At 44.7% G+C, this 20,370-nt stretch carries 17 protein-coding genes; 6 read left to right on the top strand and 11 right to left on the bottom strand.

What is annotated here, in order from left to right; genetic code table 11:
* Window positions 1-140 precede the first annotated feature (140 nt).
* The 8 genes from O3C43_19485 to O3C43_19520 form a co-directional block, all read right to left on the bottom strand.
* Complete coding sequence (locus tag O3C43_19485; protein MDA1068674.1) at window positions 141-686, bottom strand: response regulator; 546 nt, start codon at window positions 684-686, stop codon at window positions 141-143.
* 322 nt (window positions 687-1,008) lie between these two features.
* Window positions 1,009-1,512 (bottom strand): hypothetical protein, encoded by a 504-nt coding sequence (locus O3C43_19490; protein MDA1068675.1) that lies wholly within the window; start codon window positions 1,510-1,512, stop codon window positions 1,009-1,011.
* A gap of 54 nt (window positions 1,513-1,566) precedes the next feature.
* Window positions 1,567-3,066, bottom strand: coding sequence for a TolC family protein (locus O3C43_19495; protein MDA1068676.1), 1,500 nt, complete (start codon window positions 3,064-3,066; stop codon window positions 1,567-1,569).
* Between the two features lie 124 nt (window positions 3,067-3,190).
* Complete coding sequence (locus O3C43_19500) at window positions 3,191-5,902, bottom strand: response regulator (GenBank protein MDA1068677.1); 2,712 nt, start codon at window positions 5,900-5,902, stop codon at window positions 3,191-3,193.
* Window positions 5,903-6,134: 232 nt separating this feature from the next.
* Window positions 6,135-7,874 (bottom strand): family 20 glycosylhydrolase, encoded by a 1,740-nt coding sequence (locus O3C43_19505; GenBank protein ID MDA1068678.1) that lies wholly within the window; start codon window positions 7,872-7,874, stop codon window positions 6,135-6,137.
* Window positions 7,871-8,527: a metal-dependent transcriptional regulator gene (locus tag O3C43_19510; protein MDA1068679.1), complete on the bottom strand. Its 657-nt coding sequence runs from the start codon at window positions 8,525-8,527 to the stop codon at window positions 7,871-7,873. The genes O3C43_19505 and O3C43_19510 overlap by 4 nt, the downstream gene beginning before the upstream one ends.
* A gap of 19 nt (window positions 8,528-8,546) precedes the next feature.
* Complete coding sequence (locus O3C43_19515) at window positions 8,547-9,068, bottom strand: peroxiredoxin (protein MDA1068680.1); 522 nt, start codon at window positions 9,066-9,068, stop codon at window positions 8,547-8,549.
* Window positions 9,069-10,247: 1,179 nt separating this feature from the next.
* Complete coding sequence (locus O3C43_19520; GenBank protein ID MDA1068681.1) at window positions 10,248-11,072, bottom strand: glutamate--tRNA ligase family protein; 825 nt, start codon at window positions 11,070-11,072, stop codon at window positions 10,248-10,250.
* Between the two features lie 591 nt (window positions 11,073-11,663).
* Between O3C43_19520 and O3C43_19525 the strand changes: the two genes are divergently transcribed.
* The 3 genes from O3C43_19525 (at window position 11,664) to O3C43_19535 (ending at window position 14,430) form a co-directional block, all read left to right on the top strand.
* The gene (locus O3C43_19525) at window positions 11,664-12,539 is read left to right on the top strand and encodes an AraC family transcriptional regulator (protein ID MDA1068682.1); all 876 of its coding nucleotides are present in this window, start codon (window positions 11,664-11,666) and stop codon (window positions 12,537-12,539) included.
* Between the two features lie 44 nt (window positions 12,540-12,583).
* On the top strand, window positions 12,584-13,468 hold the full coding sequence (locus O3C43_19530) for a DUF72 domain-containing protein (GenBank protein ID MDA1068683.1): 885 nt from the start codon (window positions 12,584-12,586) through the stop codon (window positions 13,466-13,468).
* Between the two features lie 101 nt (window positions 13,469-13,569).
* Window positions 13,570-14,430 carry a phosphodiester glycosidase family protein gene (locus O3C43_19535; GenBank protein MDA1068684.1) on the top strand — a complete coding sequence of 287 codons (861 nt, stop codon included), beginning with the start codon at window positions 13,570-13,572 and terminating at the stop codon, window positions 14,428-14,430.
* Here the strand turns inward: O3C43_19535 and O3C43_19540 are convergent.
* Window positions 14,427-14,867 (bottom strand): GNAT family N-acetyltransferase, encoded by a 441-nt coding sequence (locus tag O3C43_19540; protein ID MDA1068685.1) that lies wholly within the window; start codon window positions 14,865-14,867, stop codon window positions 14,427-14,429. The genes O3C43_19535 and O3C43_19540 overlap by 4 nt on opposite strands.
* A gap of 151 nt (window positions 14,868-15,018) precedes the next feature.
* Window positions 15,019-16,239: a DUF4126 domain-containing protein gene (locus tag O3C43_19545; protein ID MDA1068686.1), complete on the bottom strand. Its 1,221-nt coding sequence runs from the start codon at window positions 16,237-16,239 to the stop codon at window positions 15,019-15,021.
* 195 nt (window positions 16,240-16,434) lie between these two features.
* Between O3C43_19545 and O3C43_19550 the strand changes: the two genes are divergently transcribed.
* From O3C43_19550 to O3C43_19560, 3 genes are all read left to right on the top strand, one after another.
* Window positions 16,435-16,935 carry a hypothetical protein gene (locus O3C43_19550; GenBank protein ID MDA1068687.1) on the top strand — a complete coding sequence of 167 codons (501 nt, stop codon included), beginning with the start codon at window positions 16,435-16,437 and terminating at the stop codon, window positions 16,933-16,935.
* Window positions 16,936-16,987: 52 nt separating this feature from the next.
* Entirely contained in the window at window positions 16,988-17,752 is a 765-nt protein-coding gene (locus tag O3C43_19555; protein ID MDA1068688.1) for an FKBP-type peptidyl-prolyl cis-trans isomerase, read from the top strand.
* A gap of 251 nt (window positions 17,753-18,003) precedes the next feature.
* Window positions 18,004-19,809, top strand: a complete 1,806-nt coding sequence (locus O3C43_19560; GenBank protein MDA1068689.1) for a hypothetical protein — start codon at window positions 18,004-18,006, stop codon at window positions 19,807-19,809.
* A gap of 103 nt (window positions 19,810-19,912) precedes the next feature.
* Here the strand turns inward: O3C43_19560 and O3C43_19565 are convergent.
* The coding region (locus O3C43_19565) for a hypothetical protein (GenBank protein ID MDA1068690.1) at window positions 19,913-20,370 on the bottom strand (458 nt) is incomplete at its 5' end.

A 20,370-nucleotide genomic window follows, 5' to 3' on the forward strand; every position in this document is an offset into this window, starting at 1 on the left:
TTTAGGCTCAATGAGCCCAAGAGAATACCGCCAATCCTATGGCAGCCCCCGCGGGGGCTGCCATAGGATTTGACATCAACGAATCAAATGAATCTAAATTATAACCTAAGCACAACGGGTCTCCATTTTTCGGGGCAATCTCAGAGTATAGCAGTGAGAGGTGAGGATAGGTCATGGACCAGGCGCGCTGAAGCCTTACCCCAAGAAGCCATTGATTCGCGTTCTTCAAGTTGGCCCTTCAGGATGTCATTCATTTTTTGGACTTCCTTTAGCATGAAACCACGCTTTCGGCGCAAATTTGCCTCTTTACTGTGCTTCCTGACAATCTCAAGCATACGGTGGATGTCGAAAGGCTTGGTGACATACTCGTTTGCGCCGAACTTGATGGCTTCTTGTGCGGTCTCCAGGTTTCCATAACCGGTGAGCATGATGATAGAGACTTGGCTATCTATTTCGCGGACCTTTGCCAGGCCTTCGATCCCATTCATCGAAGGTAGTCGGATATCCATGATAATGGTATCAAAAGTTGTCTGGCTGATCTTCTCCAGCCCAGCTTCAACACGGTCACAAACATCCACTTGGAATTCTTCATCTAACAGATAGCGTAGGCTTTCTCTTGGGCCCATCTCATCGTCAATTACTAGTACGCGAGGAAGGTCTTTCGACTCAACTTGGGAAAGGTTCATAAGGCAGGTATAGGACTATAAGGATTTTTTAAGCGGGAAGCACTTTAGTGTGTGAATAAGTTTGTGAATAAGTAAATGGTAAATACCGGCTACTCACTAAATAGCTTGGTTGTCACATATGAATAACCGAAAAATAGGAGCATCACTAAGATAAGTCCTTTAATTTGGGAAATCTAGACAAAATTAATAGGTTGTTTGCTGACCTTTTTATTCGAGCCGCTTTCTATTTTTTGACTGCATGCGAATTGTATTTAGTGATTTGAGTTAAAGCCGAGTGGAAACACTGTAAACTAAATACCGCTTAATGTGATGGGTTGAACCCTTAGGATTTTCGCTTTTTCAATTGATTTGGCGCAATCTGCCAAACAATTCGCCATCGGGATTTCCATCCCATGTCGATTTCTTCGCTCTTTGTTTTCTCCAAACAAAGCAATCCTGACTTCTTGATCTTAAACATATCAACTCTCGATCCCTGTGTAAGTAGGTAGGAAGCCAGCATACCCAGATTTGGTTTGTGTCCAACTAAAAGGAGGGATTCGTCCGATTCATCTAACATATCAGCAAGGATTCTAAAATCAGCATAAGGTTCAAGGAGTGGCACCTCACGGATGATTGCCTTTAGCTTGGCCATTTCCTGAAAATATTTAGCGGTTTCTCCTGTCGACAAATATGAACTATGCCGGATTTCCGAAATACCTGTGAGTTCTTTTCCATCTAGAAAATCTACTAACCTTTGAATGGATTTGATGCCTTTAGGAGTTAAACCCCTCAACTGCTCTTTTATACCAGGAACCGTTTCTGCATGCCTCAGCAAAAATAATCTCATAGAGAGGAGCCAAGTGATCTATCCATCTTTGGCAATGAAACTCTCAGTCTTGATCTAAGGATTTTGTGATGTTGTTGGCACCATAAGCTCGTGTGCGGTTTCCCAAGACAGGCCGTATCGTCGAGGTAGTGAAGCATCAAGGGCCATGTTAATGATTTGTGCTTTGACCGCATCGAGAATTGAACTGAGGTATCGAAGATTGGCTTCGTCTTGATCCTCGCGCGCTTGGAGCAATTCTCGAAAAGTTGCCAACCCACTTTCGTATTTGCTTCTTTCCCTATCAAATTGTTCAGTAGCCAATGTTAGGGAAAGTTTTGCTGCTTTAACCCGTTCCACACCCGTAGTCCAATTTCGCCAATTGGATCGATTAATTACACGCAGATCTTGTTCGATGTCTGCGAGCTGAAGTTGTTCACGATAGAGGTTGTTTTTTGTTTTTTGATACCTCGCTTTATCGCCTCGCTGACCCCAGGGGATTCTAAACTCAACACCCGCAGTCCAATCGTAGCCGTCCCGCTCCAAGGTATTTCCATAGGAGTCCAAGAGTGAATCATCCAAGCCCGAAAAACCGAGGCCGGCAGTCAAATCAACATTCGGCCGGGTTGCATTCTTACTCGATTTGACGAAGAGTTCCCAAACTTCGATGTTCATCCGCTGTTGAAGGAAATTAGGATTGTTGGCCAGGATGGTCGGCATGGCAGTGCTCGTTCCTATTTCTTGGGACAAAATTTCAGGTAGTGGGCTTACAGATACGTAATGTTCAGGGTATTCATCAGACCCCATTTGTCTAAACAGTCGGTCTTGGCTGTTCTCGATTAATGCTTCGGCTGTGATAACCGCTTCTTCGCTGGTCGCTAAAAAAACCTGAGATTGCAGAACATCTATATTAGTGGCCAAACCTACGCGCTCGCGCTCCATGTTTTCTTCTAACAGTTTTTGTGCAACTTCGAGGCTGGCAGTTCGCACTTTTTGAACCTCATGGGCGAATGCAAGATCCCAGTACGAGGCCTCGGTTATTTCCATTTGTTGTATCGCGGAATCCTTTAGGAATAGCTCTGCACGCCTAGCATCGATTTGTGCTTGTTGAAGAGGGATAAGATTTATTTCAGTGCCTCGCCCTTCAAGCAAAGGTTGTCTTAGCGACATAGATAGGTCTGAAGTGTGGGCTGGATTTAGAATCTGGGAACTACTACCTGTGCTACTCCTTGCATAGTTGGTTGTCACCTGCACCTCGGCCCCGGAATTCAAAAACTTTGAGACGCCCGTTCTAACAAGACTACTGTGACTACTAATTCCTTCGAAGCTCCTGGAACCTGCACCACGGCTTCCTCTTTGAGTCCCAGATGCAAAAAAATTAGTATCGAAGTCGGACGAGCGAATGGTAATATCTTCCTCTGCGTTGAGAACTGTAATACCCTCGATTTTTAGTTGCAGATTTTCTTGCAGCGAACGAATCACGGCCACTTTTACGTCCAGAAATTCTGCTGGTTGGGCGTATGCTGTGGCTGATAATAAAAACAGGGCCAAAACAAGGATAGAACGATAATGTATCATTTGAGGAATCAAAGTGCTTAACTGTATGCAGGTATTGGGTCAAAAGGTTTTCCTTCTGTCTGTGACTCTGACCTGCGCCAGTCAATCATGTTACCCTCAATACACCGGTGAGGTCGCAACTTATTTAACCTTTTTTATGGAGCCGCTTGCGAATGGGGACTTTTTTCAATGCTTCTATCAATCGTTCGGTTCTCACGGGTTTGGTAATAAAATCGTGCATCCCAACATCGAGCGCCCGTTCCCGGTCTCCTCCCATAGCAGCAGCAGTAAGCGCTATGATCCAGGGACGTTCACTTACTGAGTATTTTTCGCAAATTCGCTTGGTAGCTTCCAGGCCATCCATGACAGGCATCTGGATATCCATAAGAATGGCATCGTAGCTATCTTCCTCCAGTCTCTCCAACGCTTCTTGACCATTAGTGGCCACGGTAATTGGGTCGGTAAATCCGAGTTTCTTTAAAAGTAGTAGAACAACTTTCTGGTTAACCGGATTGTCCTCCGTCACTAGAATCTTGATGGGGTATTCTTTAGCAAAAGAATAGGGAGACTTCGTCTTCGGCTCGGGAGTGAAATTTTTTGGTCGGTGATCGACTACAGAAAGGAGCGAATTGTGAAGTGCGGACGGTTTAATTGGTTTGCTAAGAACTTCGGTGAAATAGCGCGATACTGGTTCTTCCAAAATAGATCCGATTGAGCTAAGAAGCACTAGTGGCAGTTCCTTTTCTGTTCGGAACTCACGAATCTTCATGGCAAGCTCACGGCCATTCATTTCAGGCATCTTAAAATCAATGAGTGCCAGATCGAATTTTTCTCCCTTTATAATTTCAGCGAGAGCATCTGGACCAGATTCGCTCATAAACGGATCCATTCCCCATGCTTTGGTTTGAGCGAGCAGTAGCTTGCGATTGATTTCGTTATCGTCGACAATGAGTACTCGTTTCCCGGTTAGTTGAGGATCTTTTTCTTTAAGGTATAATCTATTTTGTGCTGGGAATGGTTTACCCAAGATCGAAAAGTGAAAAGTGGAACCTTGGTCGACCTTACTTTTAACCTCCATTTTTCCGCCCATAATTTCCGCCAAGCGTTTGGAAATGGCCAGCCCGAGTCCTGTGCCACCGTATTGCCGCGTTGTTGAGCTGTCGGCCTGCGTAAACGATTTAAAAAGGCGATTCAATCGGTGTTCTGGAATTCCTATTCCGGTATCCCGGACTGCAAAGAGGATTTCGTATTGATTGTGCTCTCGCTTGATTGCCCGAACCGTTACTTGCACCTCTCCTGAATGTGTAAACTTTAATGCGTTACTGAGCAGGTTGACCAATATTTGGCGGAGACGGGAGATATCGCCTAAAATGGTGTCAGGTACGGTTTCATCAATCAGGTAACCGAGTTCCAAATCTTTTTCATGAGCTTTTGCCGTCACCTGATCAAATGCCTCTTCGAGGCACTGGCCGATTTCAAATGGCCTTTGCTCCAAATCAAGTTTGCCGGCTTCAATTTTTGAATAGTCTAAAATATCGTTGATAAGAGTGAGTAAGGAATCACTGCTACTCCGCATGGTTTCGGCATAGTCTTTTTGTTCGGGCGTTAAGTTGCTTTCAAGAAGCATATTTGTCATCCCAATGACCGCGTTCATGGGAGTGCGGATCTCATGACTCATTGTGGCCAGGAAAGTACTTTTTGCTTCACTCGCAGAGGCGGCTTCTTTGGCTGTGGATTCTGCTCTTCTTCGTGCATGACCGAGTTCCTGATTTTGGTTTTTAAGGGCTACTGTTTTCGCAGCCACCGCTTCTTCGACCCGCATTCTAAAGATGTTATAAATAAGAAGGATCAAGATTCCTGATAGGACGAAACCTCCCATCGCATAGAACAGTATGCTCTGGAAGTTCTGGTTGGTCTGAGCGACATCATCTGAGATATCCTTCCAGGTAGCGAAAACATAGGTAGTCTCGGTTGCTCCTTTTGATTCGATCTCATAGGTGGATAGCGAAAACCAATGATCGCGAGACAATATGGACTGCCAATTGTAGCCTTCGTAATCGTGAATTTCATCAAAATTTTTCAAGATATAACGAATAGTAGGCGACGTAGAATCGCTTATGCGAAGTAGCGATTGATAATTTGGAATACGGACAAGTTGTTCCTTATAATCGTCTGAGAGCTCCTCTTCGGGATCCGTCGATATCAATAGCGCCGAATCACCATTTTCAGGCGATCCTGAAATTGTCTCTAAGATCTGTGTCGTTGATGAAGCAATTCGAAGAAAACCTATAAGCCTTCTGTTTCCAGAAATTTCGGTAGTTGAATAAATGGGTTCTACGGTGGAGACGATTACGCCTGAAGGGGTGTGTTCCAGACCCTTGGCAAGCATTTCGTTTTCGAATGCCAATCGAAGTACGGATGGATCAGTTGCTTCCTCTTTAGAATGACTCCATCCTCCTCGTAGCTCAATCAATGGTTTCTCGGAATTTGGCAGGTGAATCGTAAGCTCAGGCTGAACTTCCCTTGTAGACATTTTTTGCCAGTAGGGTAATAGCGTTTGTCGCAACGCTTCTTTTGAAGGCAATTCATTTTGTGTCGGGGCAAAATAAATTTTTTGAAGTTCTTGTCTCAACTTCGCTTCCTCACCCAGAATTTGGGCCCGTGTTTGGTTTTTCTGAAACTCAGAATCCAATGCGATTTGAAATGACTTATGGTTTAGCTCGTTGTTGGTCTGGATTTTGAGCGCAAATTGTTCTTTCTCCCAACTGTGAAGAAGCTTTAAAAGCCCGATTATTACAATTCCTGCAAAGAAAGCCGCACTGACCAAGAGATTACGTGTTGATACCCGTTTAAGCATTACAGAGTTTTAATAGATGAGATTGGCGGAGAAAAATAGCTTCTTCGTTAATCCATCTTCACTAGTAGGCGCCCACACACAAAATCCCCTGTTCTCGCGGTTTTTAAACATTTTATACAAAGAATTTTAACCCTTTTATCAGGTATTTTGGGTTCTAAGAGATTATTGTGACAATTCATCAACCTGCAGGCTGTATATGGGTACTTACCTTTTTGTCTCAATGAAGGTAGTGCTAACCGTTTGTTAGTACCCTAAAACAGTCTCTGCTGTCATCGTAGCCTCCTGGTCGGTTTCTGGCACGCCACAATTGTTTGTGAGTGTCTCTCAGTACGCAGGCTTTTGCATGAAGATCAACTGCGGGGAAGTTCTTTAGGATTTGAATCCCTCTTTCGCACCCGTGTTTCAACATATCAATGACCCATGCAAACTCTTGATCGAACAGCGGATCGATTGGATGGCTGGTTGAGAGTCTCACTTTTTCAATGCTTAACTTTTCAGCTAAATGCCGAATCTTCATTAGATCCTTGAGATCTAAATCATCTCTTGCTTTTAGCGTTTCACTATCACCCTGGAGAAGTTTGAAAAGAATCGAGCAGTTGTGGATGTAGATACCAGCAGGGGTATCTAAATTGCCGATTTCCAGAAGCAGGTTTCCCCATCCAGTCGATTTGAAAGCAAACATGTCCAATGCTTTACTGAGGGGGAAATTCTCCTGAAAATTCCATGCTTGTGCAGCTCCTAATACATAACCTGGGAAACTTGCTAACAAAGGTTGTAGGTGTCCACTATCACCCCAATCAGCTGTCATCATCCCCATTGCACCGTTGGTTCTTCCCCAATGAGCAGCTGAGTTGATGTTTTGGATCATGTTTTCCGTTCGGCCTCCTATGCTATGCCACGAGGATGTTCCTGGGCATACATAGTAAGGTATTCCTGAGGCCTGTAATTGGGCTGTCTCGACCTCGAACGGATGTATCGATTCGTAGCCCCAATTTAGCGCAATACAATCTTTCGGGACTTCCCCAATCAATTCAGGGTATTTCAAAACAATGTCCGCCCAAAATTGCATGGTTCGGTCGTTGTCTTCGCAGATTTGGTGTACTTGTTTAAGGTAATCCATATAGACGCGTCCCCGACCTTTTTCTTCCACTACTTCTCTGCTTCTACCATAGCCTAGGTCGATCGTTTCATCGCAACCCACATTAACTTGTTCGCTCTGAAAGTGTGGAATCATTCCTTGGATCAGCTCACGGGCGAGCGCGATGGAACCTGGATCAATTGCACATAAGCCCTGTGGCTTTTCCCGGTAGCCAAAATCCGTTTCACCTCCGTTTGGGTGTTCTGCCAATGGGCGGTATTTATCGTAAACGAGCCAGCGGGTCATATGCCCAAAGCAGTTAAGATTGGGAACAAGCTCTATAAAACGCTCTCGACAGTAAGTATCCAGGTTTTGGATTTCTGTAGGTGTGAGGGCAGATGCCTCCTGCCAAACAATTTCATGCCCGGGGTAGGCAAAGGTGTGTTCGATATATAATTGAACCTGGTTGATTTTCCAATCGGCGAAAAGGTCTATCAAGTAGTACAAGGTTCCCCGGGTCGGAACTTTATTGCGCGAAATATCGAGCATGATGCCTCGATGTTCAAAGTCTGGGAAATCTTCGATTTCGCATTGCGGAAGATAGAATGGAGATCCTAAAGCCAGCTGTTTCAGGGTCAATATACCCAGATGCCAGCCTTGTTCGTTGGAGGCTTCTATCTGAATGACCTCTTCTTTTACCGACAGACTATAGTACTCACGTCGGCTTTGGTTCTGGGATCTAACCAAAGAAATGGATTCAGGAAGATTATCCAACTGTTCTCGGGTCGAGTTAAGCAGTCTTAAATCATTCGAAAGAATATGTGATGTTTTGCCATGAATGATAAAGGACTTCGGCGAAGGTAGAAAAACAAACTCCTCGAGGTCTTTATTCATTCCACCTCAATTTTCAAAGCAGCCTGCTCTCCAAGCGTTATCGTTACTCCGGAAGCAGTTTTAACTTCTATCGCATTTGCAGCTTCATCACGACCAAGCACTTCAACAGAATTGCCAGGAATGAGGCCGTTCTTTTCAGCGAATTGAAGGAAGTATGCGTCTTGATCCAGTATTCGTGCTACCTTCGCTTCGGTACCTGTTTGGCAATGGACGAGATTTTGAAGATTGCGCTCATGGAGGTGCCCAGAATTGGTTGGAATAGGGTCTCCGTGAGGGTCGTATTGTGGATAGCCAAGAAGCTCATCAATTCTTTCGAGGACCCGGTCTGAAATTACATGTTCCAGATGCTCTGCTTCGTCGTGGATTTCAGACCAATCCATTTTCAGAACCTTGACTAAAAAGAGCTCTACGAGTCGGTGTCGACGAAGTACGTGGAGTGCAAGCGCCTCTCCTTGCTTGGTTAGTCGTGTTCCAATTCGAGGTTCGTATTCAACCAATCCGGCTTCGTGCAAAGATTTCACCATCGTCGTTGCTGTACCAGGCACTACTTTCAAAGACTGCGCCAAACGACCAATGGGTAGCATTTTTTCGTCGATTTTTCGACACTCAATGTAAATGGTTTTGATATAATTTTCTACAGTACTGGTTGCCATAAAGTGTGTTGTTGTGGCTCTATTTGGACCTATTTTCAGCTGAATTTAGAAAAGCCAAAACATCCTCTGCTTGTTTGGATGTTGAGGCCGCCAGGTCTCGCCATACCAGTTTTCCATCCTTAAACAGGAAGGCCTGTCGACTTGCAAAACCGAGTTTCTGTGGAACTCCAAAAGCTTTGATAACTTCCGATTTGGAATCTGCCACCAAGGAAAATGGGAGCGAATACTTATCTTTGAACGATGTCTGTGACTTAACGCTGTCTTTACTTACTCCGTATACGGTAACTCCTTTTTCAACTAGCACTTCATATGCATCTCTTAGAGAACAAGCTTGTTTCGTGCATCCTGGTGTATTGGCCTTTGGGTAAAAATAGACCAACGTGTAGCCCTCAGTGGAGCTTGAAGCCAAGTCAACTTTTTTACCCGAATCGAGAGTCGCTTCTACGGTAGGAATAGTGGCACCTATTTCCATGGTTTTGGCATCCATGCCTTTTGTTATAAACATAAAGAAAGCTAAATATAGGTATGTGGTAAGTTTCATGGAGTAACGATCTTATTATTGCTAGGTCAGTCTTTGACGTAAGGCCATCGAAATGTTACTTCTAAAAAGTAGACCTGACAAACGCTGGAAGGTTTTATTGGGCAATTTCTTGCTGAATTTTTATCCAAACCTGAAAACTTTTTTCCTAAGTTTTGCGCAGTTTAACTTATTGCCATACTGTATTCACCGGGGCTTCTTAGACTTATTAACACTGTTATGCAGGTGAAACCTCCATCTAGTCTGACCTCTTCGAGTGTTGCTATTATTGGAACAATGTTATTCACAAAGTATTCACAACATATTGACTGACAGCATTTTATGAAACTTTTTTATTGACGGATGCATTTTCCTTCGTAGGCTTGTTCTTAGTTCTTTGATAGAACAGAGGTGAGGAAACAAACCTCTGGGATAAAAAACGAAGGTTACTTCGGAAAAAAGGTAAGGTATACCTGGCGGGCCTTACTCCTTGGGTGAGTGAAAGCGAACTTAAGGCATATGTCACCAGCTCCAACAGGGGAGGTCGTTCTCAACTGTAATAACGAATCGGAGCTAGGCGGGAGTCTGAAAAAAGAAACGAAAGACAAACCGAGTTAAAAGGAAAGGGCCGTTTCGACCCGATCCGGAAAGTGGTATCCTGAGAAAGGATGCGATAACTACCATTAGCCAGGAAGCAAAATGAAATCGAGCAATAGCTCCGGCCAAATTATAAAGTATGGTCGAAAAGATGGAAAAATGCTTAGAGGATAGAAGGACAAGGCAAGTCACGAAATCCTAAGCGGAAGCGCAAAAACGCAACCGTCTGCGAATAAAAAAGTAATCTGAGAGTTAAGAGGCCAGACCCGTACCCTTGGGCTAACGCTCCACCAAAAATGGAGGCCGACCTGAGGGAAAGAGGAGAGGAATGAAACCGTCGCGGATAATTTCCTAGCCGTGTCTTTGTGGAGAAATCGGCAGATTTCAACATTCAGGCTGAGAGGCTTCACTCGATAACTTAGTTGAGTAATTAACTAAGCGGTCCTGCTACGAGATCGAAAGCTTCCGAGCCAGGGAGAATAGCGTCGGGGAACTGACAACCTACGACAGTTGAGTGCCAAATGTCAGTGAAGGACGAGAGCGTGGCGAGCTCCTCCCGATTTTTAGACCCTCGGAGAAATCCGAGGGTCTCTTCGTGTACGGATTTCACGAAGATTCAATCCACAGTTTTTCCAAACTCTCCTGTGTGTGTCCTTTTGAAAAAAGGGTTCGTAGGGCCAAAGAGTCTTTGCGCTTAGCTAGTCTTTCGCCTGATTCGTCCTTCACCAGGTCTTCGTGGTAGAACGTAGGAGGAGTCGCGCTTAAGCCTTCGTATATCAACCATTGTCTAGCGGTAGAAACCAGCAGGTCTTTGCCCCTGACTACTTCGGTTATCTGCATTTCGATGTCATCCACAACTACTGCCAGTTCATACGAAGGAACGCCTTCTTTGCGCCAAACCAAAAAATCTCCAAAATCCTTTTGGCCTTCGAAAGCTTGTGGCCCTTGTTTTAGATCTTCAAATCGAATGAAGGCATTCTCAGGCACTTTGAATCTCCAATTTTTCGACAGATCAATCGGCGGCTGGTGTACTTCTGGTTTTGGCCTGAGTTCCAAAGGAAACAATGGCTCTTCCGCATTGTGCGCAATGGGTCCTATAGCCTCTTTGATTTTTTTTCGGGAATGTATGCAGGGGTAAACGAGGTCGGCATCTATGAGAACCTCCAGGGCCTTTGTGTAATGAGACAATCGTTCGCTTTGTTTGATGGGTCCTTCGTCCCAGCTGATCCCTAGTTGTTTTAGATCGTCAATCGCTGCCTTTGAAAACTCATCTCTACAACGATGGGGGTCGATATCTTCGTCGCGATAAATTAACACCCCCTTCGCGTCCCTGTATCGTTGGTAGGCCGACCAAAAAGTCTTTGCGTGACCCAAATGCAAATACCCCGTTGGTGACGGGGCAATACGTCCTCGATAGAGACTGGAATTCATGGAATTGGAAATGAAGGAGCTACAAAAGACTTTCGGATAAGATAGCCATTGTTGTAAAACATTGTTTTGACGATTCGTTTAAAGCGAATGCGTTTTGAGTTTGGAAAGTAAGGTTGCATATCCAAAGATGATCAAATGGTGACGCCACTTTCTCATGTTTTTTTCAGAGCCTTTTTCAGTTTCTTCTTCGGACTGTTCGCGTTTTATTTTCTTACCTGGGCTATATTAGCTTCTACGGTGCCAGATGCTTATTCCGTTGTTCGTTTTGGAGGTAGTACCATTCTCAGTGGTATCGGTTCAATTTATTTCATTATCCTTTATCAAAAGAGCGATGCATACCTTCCTAAAACCCAATCTATTCTCTTTTACTCCACCATGGCCTTTTTTTCAGTTTTTATGGGCATAGTTTTGTATTTCCACATCGAATCATATCAGGCGATTCCGGATCGAATGAGAATCCCAACTCAGGTTCTAGCCGTTCTTGTCTATTTTGTTTTCTTTGTGTTCTCCCTTATCCGCGTATCGGAATCGCGCTTTCTTCCCTCGTTGAGCAAAAGCCGAGTCTCCAATGAAAGGGTGAAATAATTGGAGATGGAATCGCTGCAATTACTTCACGTTTTAAAAAGAGCCTTTCTCAACAACATCTCCTGGTTGAAGGCCTCACAGACGTGTCGTTATAGATTTGAAACTCTAGGTGTTTGCGAATTTCGCCCAGAGTTTAAAGTTACCGCTCATTCTCATAAAAATTATGAAGTGGGGTTGGCGTTGCATGGAACTGGAGAGTTAGTTTTCGGAGGCGACCTCAAACGGCTGGAGCCAGGCGGGTTGTATCTGATTGAGCCTGGAACTACCCATCGTTTATCGGCCTCCCCAAATGAAGCTTTTTCAGCCCTCATTATAACTATCACTCCTGAACCTTTTTTACCCGAATCTGCAGCCGAACCAATCCCCGGGATCAGCTCTTCAAGACTCCTTGATGCTAGCGGAATCGAAAAGATTGTTTTCGCCAGGGCAGAATTAATTAGAGTGAAAATGCCGGACCCTGTATCACTTAGTTTGTTTGTCCGTTACCTCGGTTTTGAAATGCTCACACTTTTATCACATGGCAATTCCCCAGATGCTTGGTCTTTAACAGATCGTGCAATCAGGTATATCGAAGACCTTCTACCTGGAAAGCTTGACCTAACCAGCATGGCGCCAGACTTGGGGGCATCTGAAAGGACTCTCCGGCGGCATTTTCAAAAGGAACAAGGAAAGTCTATTTCTGAGTACCTTGGCGAACGTCGCATGGTGCTGGCCGAACGATATTTATCACTCCACCTTGCGGTGTCCGATGTTGCTCGAATGGTCGGATTCGAGTCCACGAGTCAGTTGTCTCGCTTGTTCCAGAAACAGAAGGGAATCACACCCAAAGGGTGGCAAAAAACGATCGCGCCAACTCGAAGGATAGTAAGGCCGAAATGCTAATTGCTATCCTCTTCGTTTGATTATTGGGAGGACTTTCAAAAAATATGTCCGCGGGAAAAGCAGAACGGTTAAAAGTGGGTTGCCCGGTTTGGGCTCATAGTCCTTGGGTGGGAAAATTCTTTTCTTCCGATGCCAAGCGGTCCGACTTCCTTCCTCAATATGGAAGTGTCTTTAAAGCGGTAGAGGGGAACTCTTCATTCTACGGCCTGCCATCAAAGGACACCATTAAGCGTTGGAACGAAGAAGCTCAACCTGACTTTGAGTTTTGCTTCAAATTTCCAAGAATCGTAAGCCATGATTTGTTGCTGAGAAATGCGGAGAAAGAAACGGTCAAATTTATCAAAAGAGTCGAACCTCTTGGACCTCACCTGGGGTCATTTTTTCTTCAGCTACCTTCTCATTTTGAACCACGTCACCTTGAGTATCTAATCGCTTTTTTAAAACGCCTGCCAAGCGATTACACATTTGCGGTCGAAGTTCGAAATCCTCGATTCTTCGAGGGGAGTAGTGATGAGCATGATTTCGATCGAGCGCTTTCAGATCTCAAAGTGGATCGAGTTATTTTCGATACCAGAGCTCTCTTTGCTGGCAAAGCTGAGGATGAGGACACTGAAGACGCGCAACGGAGAAAGCCACGACTACCCGTCTCAAAAACAGCCACTGCTTCGCGGCCTTTCATCCGTTTTGTCGGGCATCCAACAATGAAGCTAACTGAGATGTACCTTAAAGAATGGGTGGATCCGGTTTTGCAATGGCTTGACCAAGGTTTACAACCTTACTTTTTTACTCACATGCCCGACGATTTATATGCTCCGGATCTTGGAAGACGCTTTACTCAGCTGCTGTCCGACGCGGGCCTTGACCTGGAGATTCCAAAATGGCCGTTCGAACTGGAGCCAACAAAACCCGAGCAGATGGATCTTTTCTGATGACCGACCTTCCAAATAACCAATCCGACAATCATTGGCGAAAAAAGAGGCGACGGAGTAGTTCGTCGCAAAGTCGTTCCAGAAAGCGCTGCGGGTTACGGATGCATTGGTTTAGTAGAAAACTTTTTTTTCGGTTAGGCTTTATTGCGGCTGCGTGTGCTCTTGCGGGCTGGTTGCTATTTTTTGTTGTTCTGCGTCCAAAGCTGCAATGGAGCGAAGAAATCTTCAGGGGAGTTTACTATTCTTGTCTTGAAATTCCTACGGATTACGGAAGTGGAAAAGCGATGATTGCGGAGATCTACTGGGATGAGCCCGGGGTCGAATTGTTTTTCAGAAAACCCCGTCCCTCATACTCGACTAAGCGGCATTTTACCTTACTTCCTGCGGACGCTTTATTGGTGCAGCATGATTTAAGTATTCTCATGAATTCGACCCGGTATTTACCTGGAGAATGGTGGAAAAGTTACCCACTAAGGGAAGTCGATTCTCTTGAAACTCTTGTCTGGGATGGCGAATTCACCCATTTACATAAAAATTCCTACATGTTTGGTTGGGACGAAGCAGGGGAATTCCACTTTGAGGCCCAAAAGCCACCCAGACTTGAATTTCTCGCTAAGTTGAAATGGGGATTGGGCGTTCAGAGTATCAGCATCACAAATGGTGAAATAAGATCTGCTGCAATAAACCAGAACCATTTCAGAGATGCGCGTACTTTCTTAGGAATCGATCCAGAGAAGAAAAAGATTTGGTTTATGGTTTTTGACAAGATCTCAGAACATGGAATGAACGAGATGGCACAAGCAGCAGGCGTGATTGTAGGTGGTCAATTAGATGCAAGCGATGCCTCAACCATGATTATAGGTTCTGGAGCAAAAGGTGTATTTCCATTCATCGGAATTCGAGGGCGGCGTCCTTTGGGGCCAATAATGGGTATTAGAGCGGAGAAGATCTCTCGTGATTAAGCCATACACATTTTATAAACTTCACACGGATACCCTTCATCGTCTGAGACGAATGAATTTCTAATCTTGAATCCTTCACTTTCGTAAAGTTTTTGAGCTTTTTTATCCTCGGCCATTGCGATTGTCCAAGCTCGTGGACCGATGTACTTTAATGACTCTTTAAGAAGCTGTTTGGTTATTCCACGCCCTGTATAAGCGGGATCCATATACAACCATCCCAGATATTCTTCATGTGACCCGGAGAATCCGATTACCCGATCTCCTTCACAAGCGACGAGCAAGCGACATTGTTGGAGCCCCGCGCTTTCGGGGTCATCTTTCATGGGAATGAAAGAATGCTCGTTGTTTGAATCTTTTAGTTCAATGGGACGGGAACGGTCATGCACTTGGCAGATGCCGTCCCAATCGTTTAGTGTGAAAGGTCTTATTTGGATCATGGTAAAGGATTGGTTTGCCCTTTCACACCAAGCACTTCCTTTCTTTTTTTCAAATAAGGTAAACTGAAAACAGGAATTTGAAGATTTTTTTAAAACCGGCCTTCTTCGAACCCGCTTGGATCTTCAAATGAGTAGTTCGGATCGTCTGCTTTTAGACACTCAGGTTTAGACCTTTAAGAAAAGATCCTCTGTATGTTCTATAGCTGATGAAAGCCATTATCGGCACGGCCACTCCACCAGCTCCAGGAATTACCTGGAGTACAATTAGAAACAGGAACAGAAATCGGATCATCCACTTTATAAAGAAGCTTCTATGCAAGGGTATGTATCTTCGAAACGGTGCAACAAGTTGTATCCGATAAATAATGATACCAATAATAAGTCCCAGAAACGGGATGAAGCTCAATCCAAGTGAAATGATTAGCACCACAGGTACGCGACCAGCGACCTTGCCGAGATAATCCCGGGAAAATGCTTCATCTTTAAACAACTCGTGTCCGCAGCTTTTGCACGTCTGATGGGGATCTCTTTCCCCAAGCCTTGTTGCGCAGGCTGGACAGCGCTTTTTCTCAACCAGTCTTAGTTTGTGGCTTCCAAGATCGCCTGCGGGCTCGCTCTTGGATTGTCCAAACATGCCAATTTTGACAGGAGCGCTGACAGGCGCATGGCAGTTTTGGCATTCCGTAGCGGATGGATAGTTGGTAGCGTCGCACTCGCCGCAATCAATCCGGGATTTCTCTTCCTTGTATTCGTAATATTTTTTTATGAGGAGTGCACTGCCGAGGACGATTCCAAGAATTATTAATACAACAACTGGGTAGATGATCAGCCAGAAGAACCCAAAGATAGCCCAGCCGTCTTCAGCCCAACTGATCAATTTGCGAAGCCCTAGATCGTCATCTTGATCTGCTTCAAATAAAAATTCCAGAATGGAGCTCCTCAAACTGGCGAAGAAGTAAGTGTTAGCTGTTGAGAGCAGTCCCCAGACGCTTGACATGAATCCTGCCTGCATGACCAGGAGGTTCTCCTCGATGTATCCTTGGTCCGCCGTACTCAGGAATCCGAAATAGGTCGCCGCTACCATGCCTGTCTTCAAATATTTATTGACGCTTTCCAGAGCTTCTTCGGCTTCCGGAATTTTTGTTGCACCGATTTCGAGCAAGGACAAAACGCCCAAGGCGGTAATTACATAGCCATTCGTGAACCAACTGGGTTCTCCTCCGCCTATATTTTGGAGGATATCGACCTCCTTCAGAAGTGGAAAGTTACCTCCAAACCTAAGTACGACTGAAGAGATGAAAGCAGGAATAAATGCACGGGACGCAAAGAGTCCTGAAATGCCGAGTCCGTATATAAGTGTATTAAGATCCATGGTTGGGTCAGAGCTTCTAGAAGGTTATGGAGCGAATCCTGGATAAAGGCGGCGGATAATTCAAGTTCCGTAAAGGACCTAATTTTCTCCACCATTACTGCAGGAATAATGATTCCCCATTTTTTACCGGACCCCAATTGCAGCCATAAAGTTCTGTGGTTGCCATTTCAATAGTGAGCTTAATCCTGTCGCAACATGGATGGGGCATTAATCTCCGAAAAAAAGATTCGCCGAGCCGAGCAAATTTCCCGGGTAAACAGTTGGAGTATAATCTGGTTTGCCCTGTTGTCTACTGTCGTAGTTCTTTTCCTGGGAAACTTATACGGAGTCCTGGTGGGATTGGCTGTAGCCTTGGGTGGATACTTTGAATTGCGAGGTCACCGGTACCTAATCAAACGTGAAGCCTCCGCCATCCCCTGGCTTGTTGGTAGCCAGTTGTATTTGATCGTCGTGTTGTGGGGTTATTCTTTAAAACACTTGCTCTCCTTTGATGAATCTAATCCGTGGGCTCCCTTCTCAAGCGGGATGAAAGATTTTATTCTGGCTATCAATCCCGACGTTCAATTGGTGGAGGCAATGCTCAAGGTTGGCTATTTCCTGGTATACCTCTCCTTAATACTCGCAGTTCTGATTTATCAAGGGGGATTATCTTTATACTACCTGGCCTTAAAAAAACTTCTTTACCCGGCAGCATAGTCGGTCTTTTCTCCTCCCCTTTATTTCAAAATCAAAACGACGCCTAGCAGCTATGATTACAAACGCTTTTTATAAAATCTTATTTTCCACCGCCTTAAGCTTCCTGTCTCTCTGGCTTGTCGGCTGTGGCAAACAACCCAATGCCGAAACAGTTGAAGCTAAAGATCCAGTGCAATCCGAACCCATTATGACTGAAGAAATTACTGAGAAACAAAAAATATTCCGCACGTTAGGATTTTCTATAGGAACGGATTTGATGTTAAATTCATACTCTGAAGATGAAGTGGCTCAAATTATTGAAGGGTTTCGCCTGGCTTCGAAAGGTGAAAAGCCTGAATACGTCGACGGTCTTCAAGAAGAAGCGTTTCAGATTTTCAATGATAAGCGTTCAAGTGCAGCGCAAAAGCAGGAACAATCTGCTGTCGCTGATAATAAAGCTGCGGGCGAGGCATATTTTGCCCAGTTGGATGGCAAAGAGGGGATTACAACAACGGGATCCGGGCTGCGCTATGAAATCTTGAACAAGGGATCTGAAACCTACGCTACTGCGTCGGATAGCGTAAACGTGCATTACCATGGGACTTTAATTGATGGAACGGTATTCGATAGTTCGGTTGATAGAGGAGAACCAGTAACGTTTCCACTTAGTGGAGTAATTAAAGGTTTCAGTGAAGGACTTACTCTGGTTGGAGAAGGCGGAAAGATTCGCTTGTATATGCCGTCCGATATTGCCTATGGCGATCGTGGCGCCGGCGGTGCTATTGGCCCCGGAGCATCTCTTATTTTCGAAGTGGAAATTTTGAAAATAAATCCGTAGAGAGTCGGTCCGACAGGCCCCCATTTTCAAAAGAGCACCACCCGAAATGGGTAGTGCTCTTTGTTTTATTAAATCCCCATTTTGTAGGGCATATGTAAAAGGGATTTTTACATACTTTCGATTAAAGGCTCTTTTGTAAAAAAATAGGACAACTAGCTGTTAAAACCCGGTAACAACTTTGGGTGATTTCGGCGTACTATGACTTTTGATAAGGGCTCCAAGAAGCTTGCGTCTGAATTTTATCAAACGCAATGCACCCATTTTATAAATCTATCCTGCTTTCTTTTGTTTATTTCGGATCCTGTCTGTTTACCGAAATTGTTGCCCAGAGTGGCCCTGAAGTATTTTACAGTGAAATCATCGGAGAATCCGCAACAGGAACCGCAAGTTTTTCATGCGAGACCAACCAATTTCTCCTGACTTCAGGTTCTGCAAATGTTTCAGGAAAAGATGATTCTTTTCAGTATATCTACAAATCATTAGCAGGCGATGTGGATGTCAAAGCGCACATTTCAAATAACAACACTGCTTTAACCGGCCTCATGATTCGGAGCGGAGGCACTTCGAATGCCCCTTTTGCATTCGCTGGTCTAAGTGGAGGCAAAACCATAACACGTTACCGTTCCGTAGCAAATGAGGCCGCGTCTGATGTCAGTTCTGTAGTCGGTGCCACTTGGCTGAGGATCAGCAGAGTAGGGGACTCAATTTCCAGCTATTCTTCAAGCGATGGGTCCTCATGGTCTCTACTGGAGACAACCGAGGCAGTTTTAGGACAACTCGTTCTTGTTGGTATGGTTGGCGTAAACGGCTCCTCCACCTTTAGTGAGGTAATTGTTGAGGGTGAGCTGAGCTCAAATATTGAAGTAGTAGGTCCCATAGGCCCTAATCCTACCGACCCCGATCCTACCGAACCCAACGTGTTGCCTTCGGACTCCGCTGATGAAAGTTTTAACGCAAAGGAAATTGGCACTAAAGATCTTCGCAGTTCCGCCAGCTATGATGTGCAAAACGATATTTTTCGTATGTCGGCTGTCGGCGGAGAGACTTGGGGACAAAAAGATGATTTCTATTTTATAAACCGGGAAGTCGCCGGTGATGTCGAAGTAACCGTAAAAATAAATTCTTTGGTCACCGGTGATGAGTTTGGGAAAGCTGGAATCATGTTTAGGGAGTCAGCGAGCGAAGATTCCATGCACGCGTTTCTTACCGTCTCTGGCGGAAAGGGTGTTGATTTATCACGCCGTCATTCCGAAGGAGGAGGAACCACGAGATCCGGGAAAGGCGGTATTGTTGCACCCGTTTGGCTCAGATTAATTAAAGAAGGCACCTACATTAGCGCGTATTACTCCGAGGACGGCGAGAACTGGTCCTTTCTCTCGGAAGATATCGTGGACTTTTCTGATACAATTTTCATCGGCCTGGCTGTGGCCGCGAACGGTAAGGATGATATGGTTACTGCTGATTTCACCCAGCTCAACATCCTAAAACTGGAGGCTCAATCTTCAACAGAAACATTTATCAGTACCGATATAGGAAAAGTTGGAGTTAATGGTGACGCCGCTTATGATTCTCTAGCGAATTCATTTATAGTTGCTGCTGCCGGTGGGGATATTGGAAGTACGCGTGATGCCTTTCATTATGTATTTCGGGAAGTGAGTGGTGATTTTGAAACCATCACTAGAATTGATAGTTTGGTAGCTGAACAGAATCTGGCTAAAGCAGGGCTTATGGTTCGCGATGGTCTTCGACCTGATGCCCCGTACTTTGCCATTTTCATGGCCCAAAACGTAGGAGTCATGTATCAAAGCCGCTCTGTTTTTGGAGGAAACTCCAACACCTCGGAGATCGGTAATATTGGAACGCCATTTTGGGTGAAAATTACCAGAACTGGAAATCTTTATCAGGCACATTACTCCATGGATGGCACCCATTGGACTTTTGTTAACGAAACATCCATGAGTCTATCAGAAATCTTGTTGGTTGGAATGGCAGTAACCTCCCATCAAGAAGGTGCGCTTGCCTTTGGAGAATTCTCAAATCTCTCAGTGAACGATTAAAATATTTTTGGAATAAATTAGGATAAAATTCAGATAGTATAGGAGAAAAGGCAGGCCATAATGGCCTGCCTTTTTCTTGAAAAAAATTAAGGTTGTTCGCAAATCAATCTGGGACTTCAAAAACCTCGATTATCGCCAAGCCTTCAGAGTTATTCGCTCCACGAAGGTGGATCGAATAAGAGGTCCCGTTCGGGCTTGCTGGCACATTTACAAAAAGGGCAGCTTCTTCCAGAAAGTTGGGGGCGATCCTGGTTGCTACAATAGTTGAAAAGTTTTCGTTATCTTTCCAATTGTCGTTGAAGATAATGCTTTCCCCTTGTGAATCAAATAGCTCCAAAGTAGTGTCCGTAAGACGACCTTGAAGATTGTTTGGAAGAGAAGGACCGTTACCTCGAATATAGAGTGTGCGATTTCCCGTACCTCTAACTATGATTCCCGCAATCATTAGTCCGTCGCCTGAGCCAACAATACCGCGCGTAGAAATGTTTATCAATCTAGACCCTGTTCGAAAAGCCGCTGGTTGTCCGTAAAATGCGCATGATAAAGTTTTGGAAAACCAGT

Source organism: Verrucomicrobiota bacterium, from assembly GCA_027622555.1.
Classification (GTDB): Bacteria; Verrucomicrobiota; Verrucomicrobiia; order Opitutales; family UBA2995; genus UBA2995.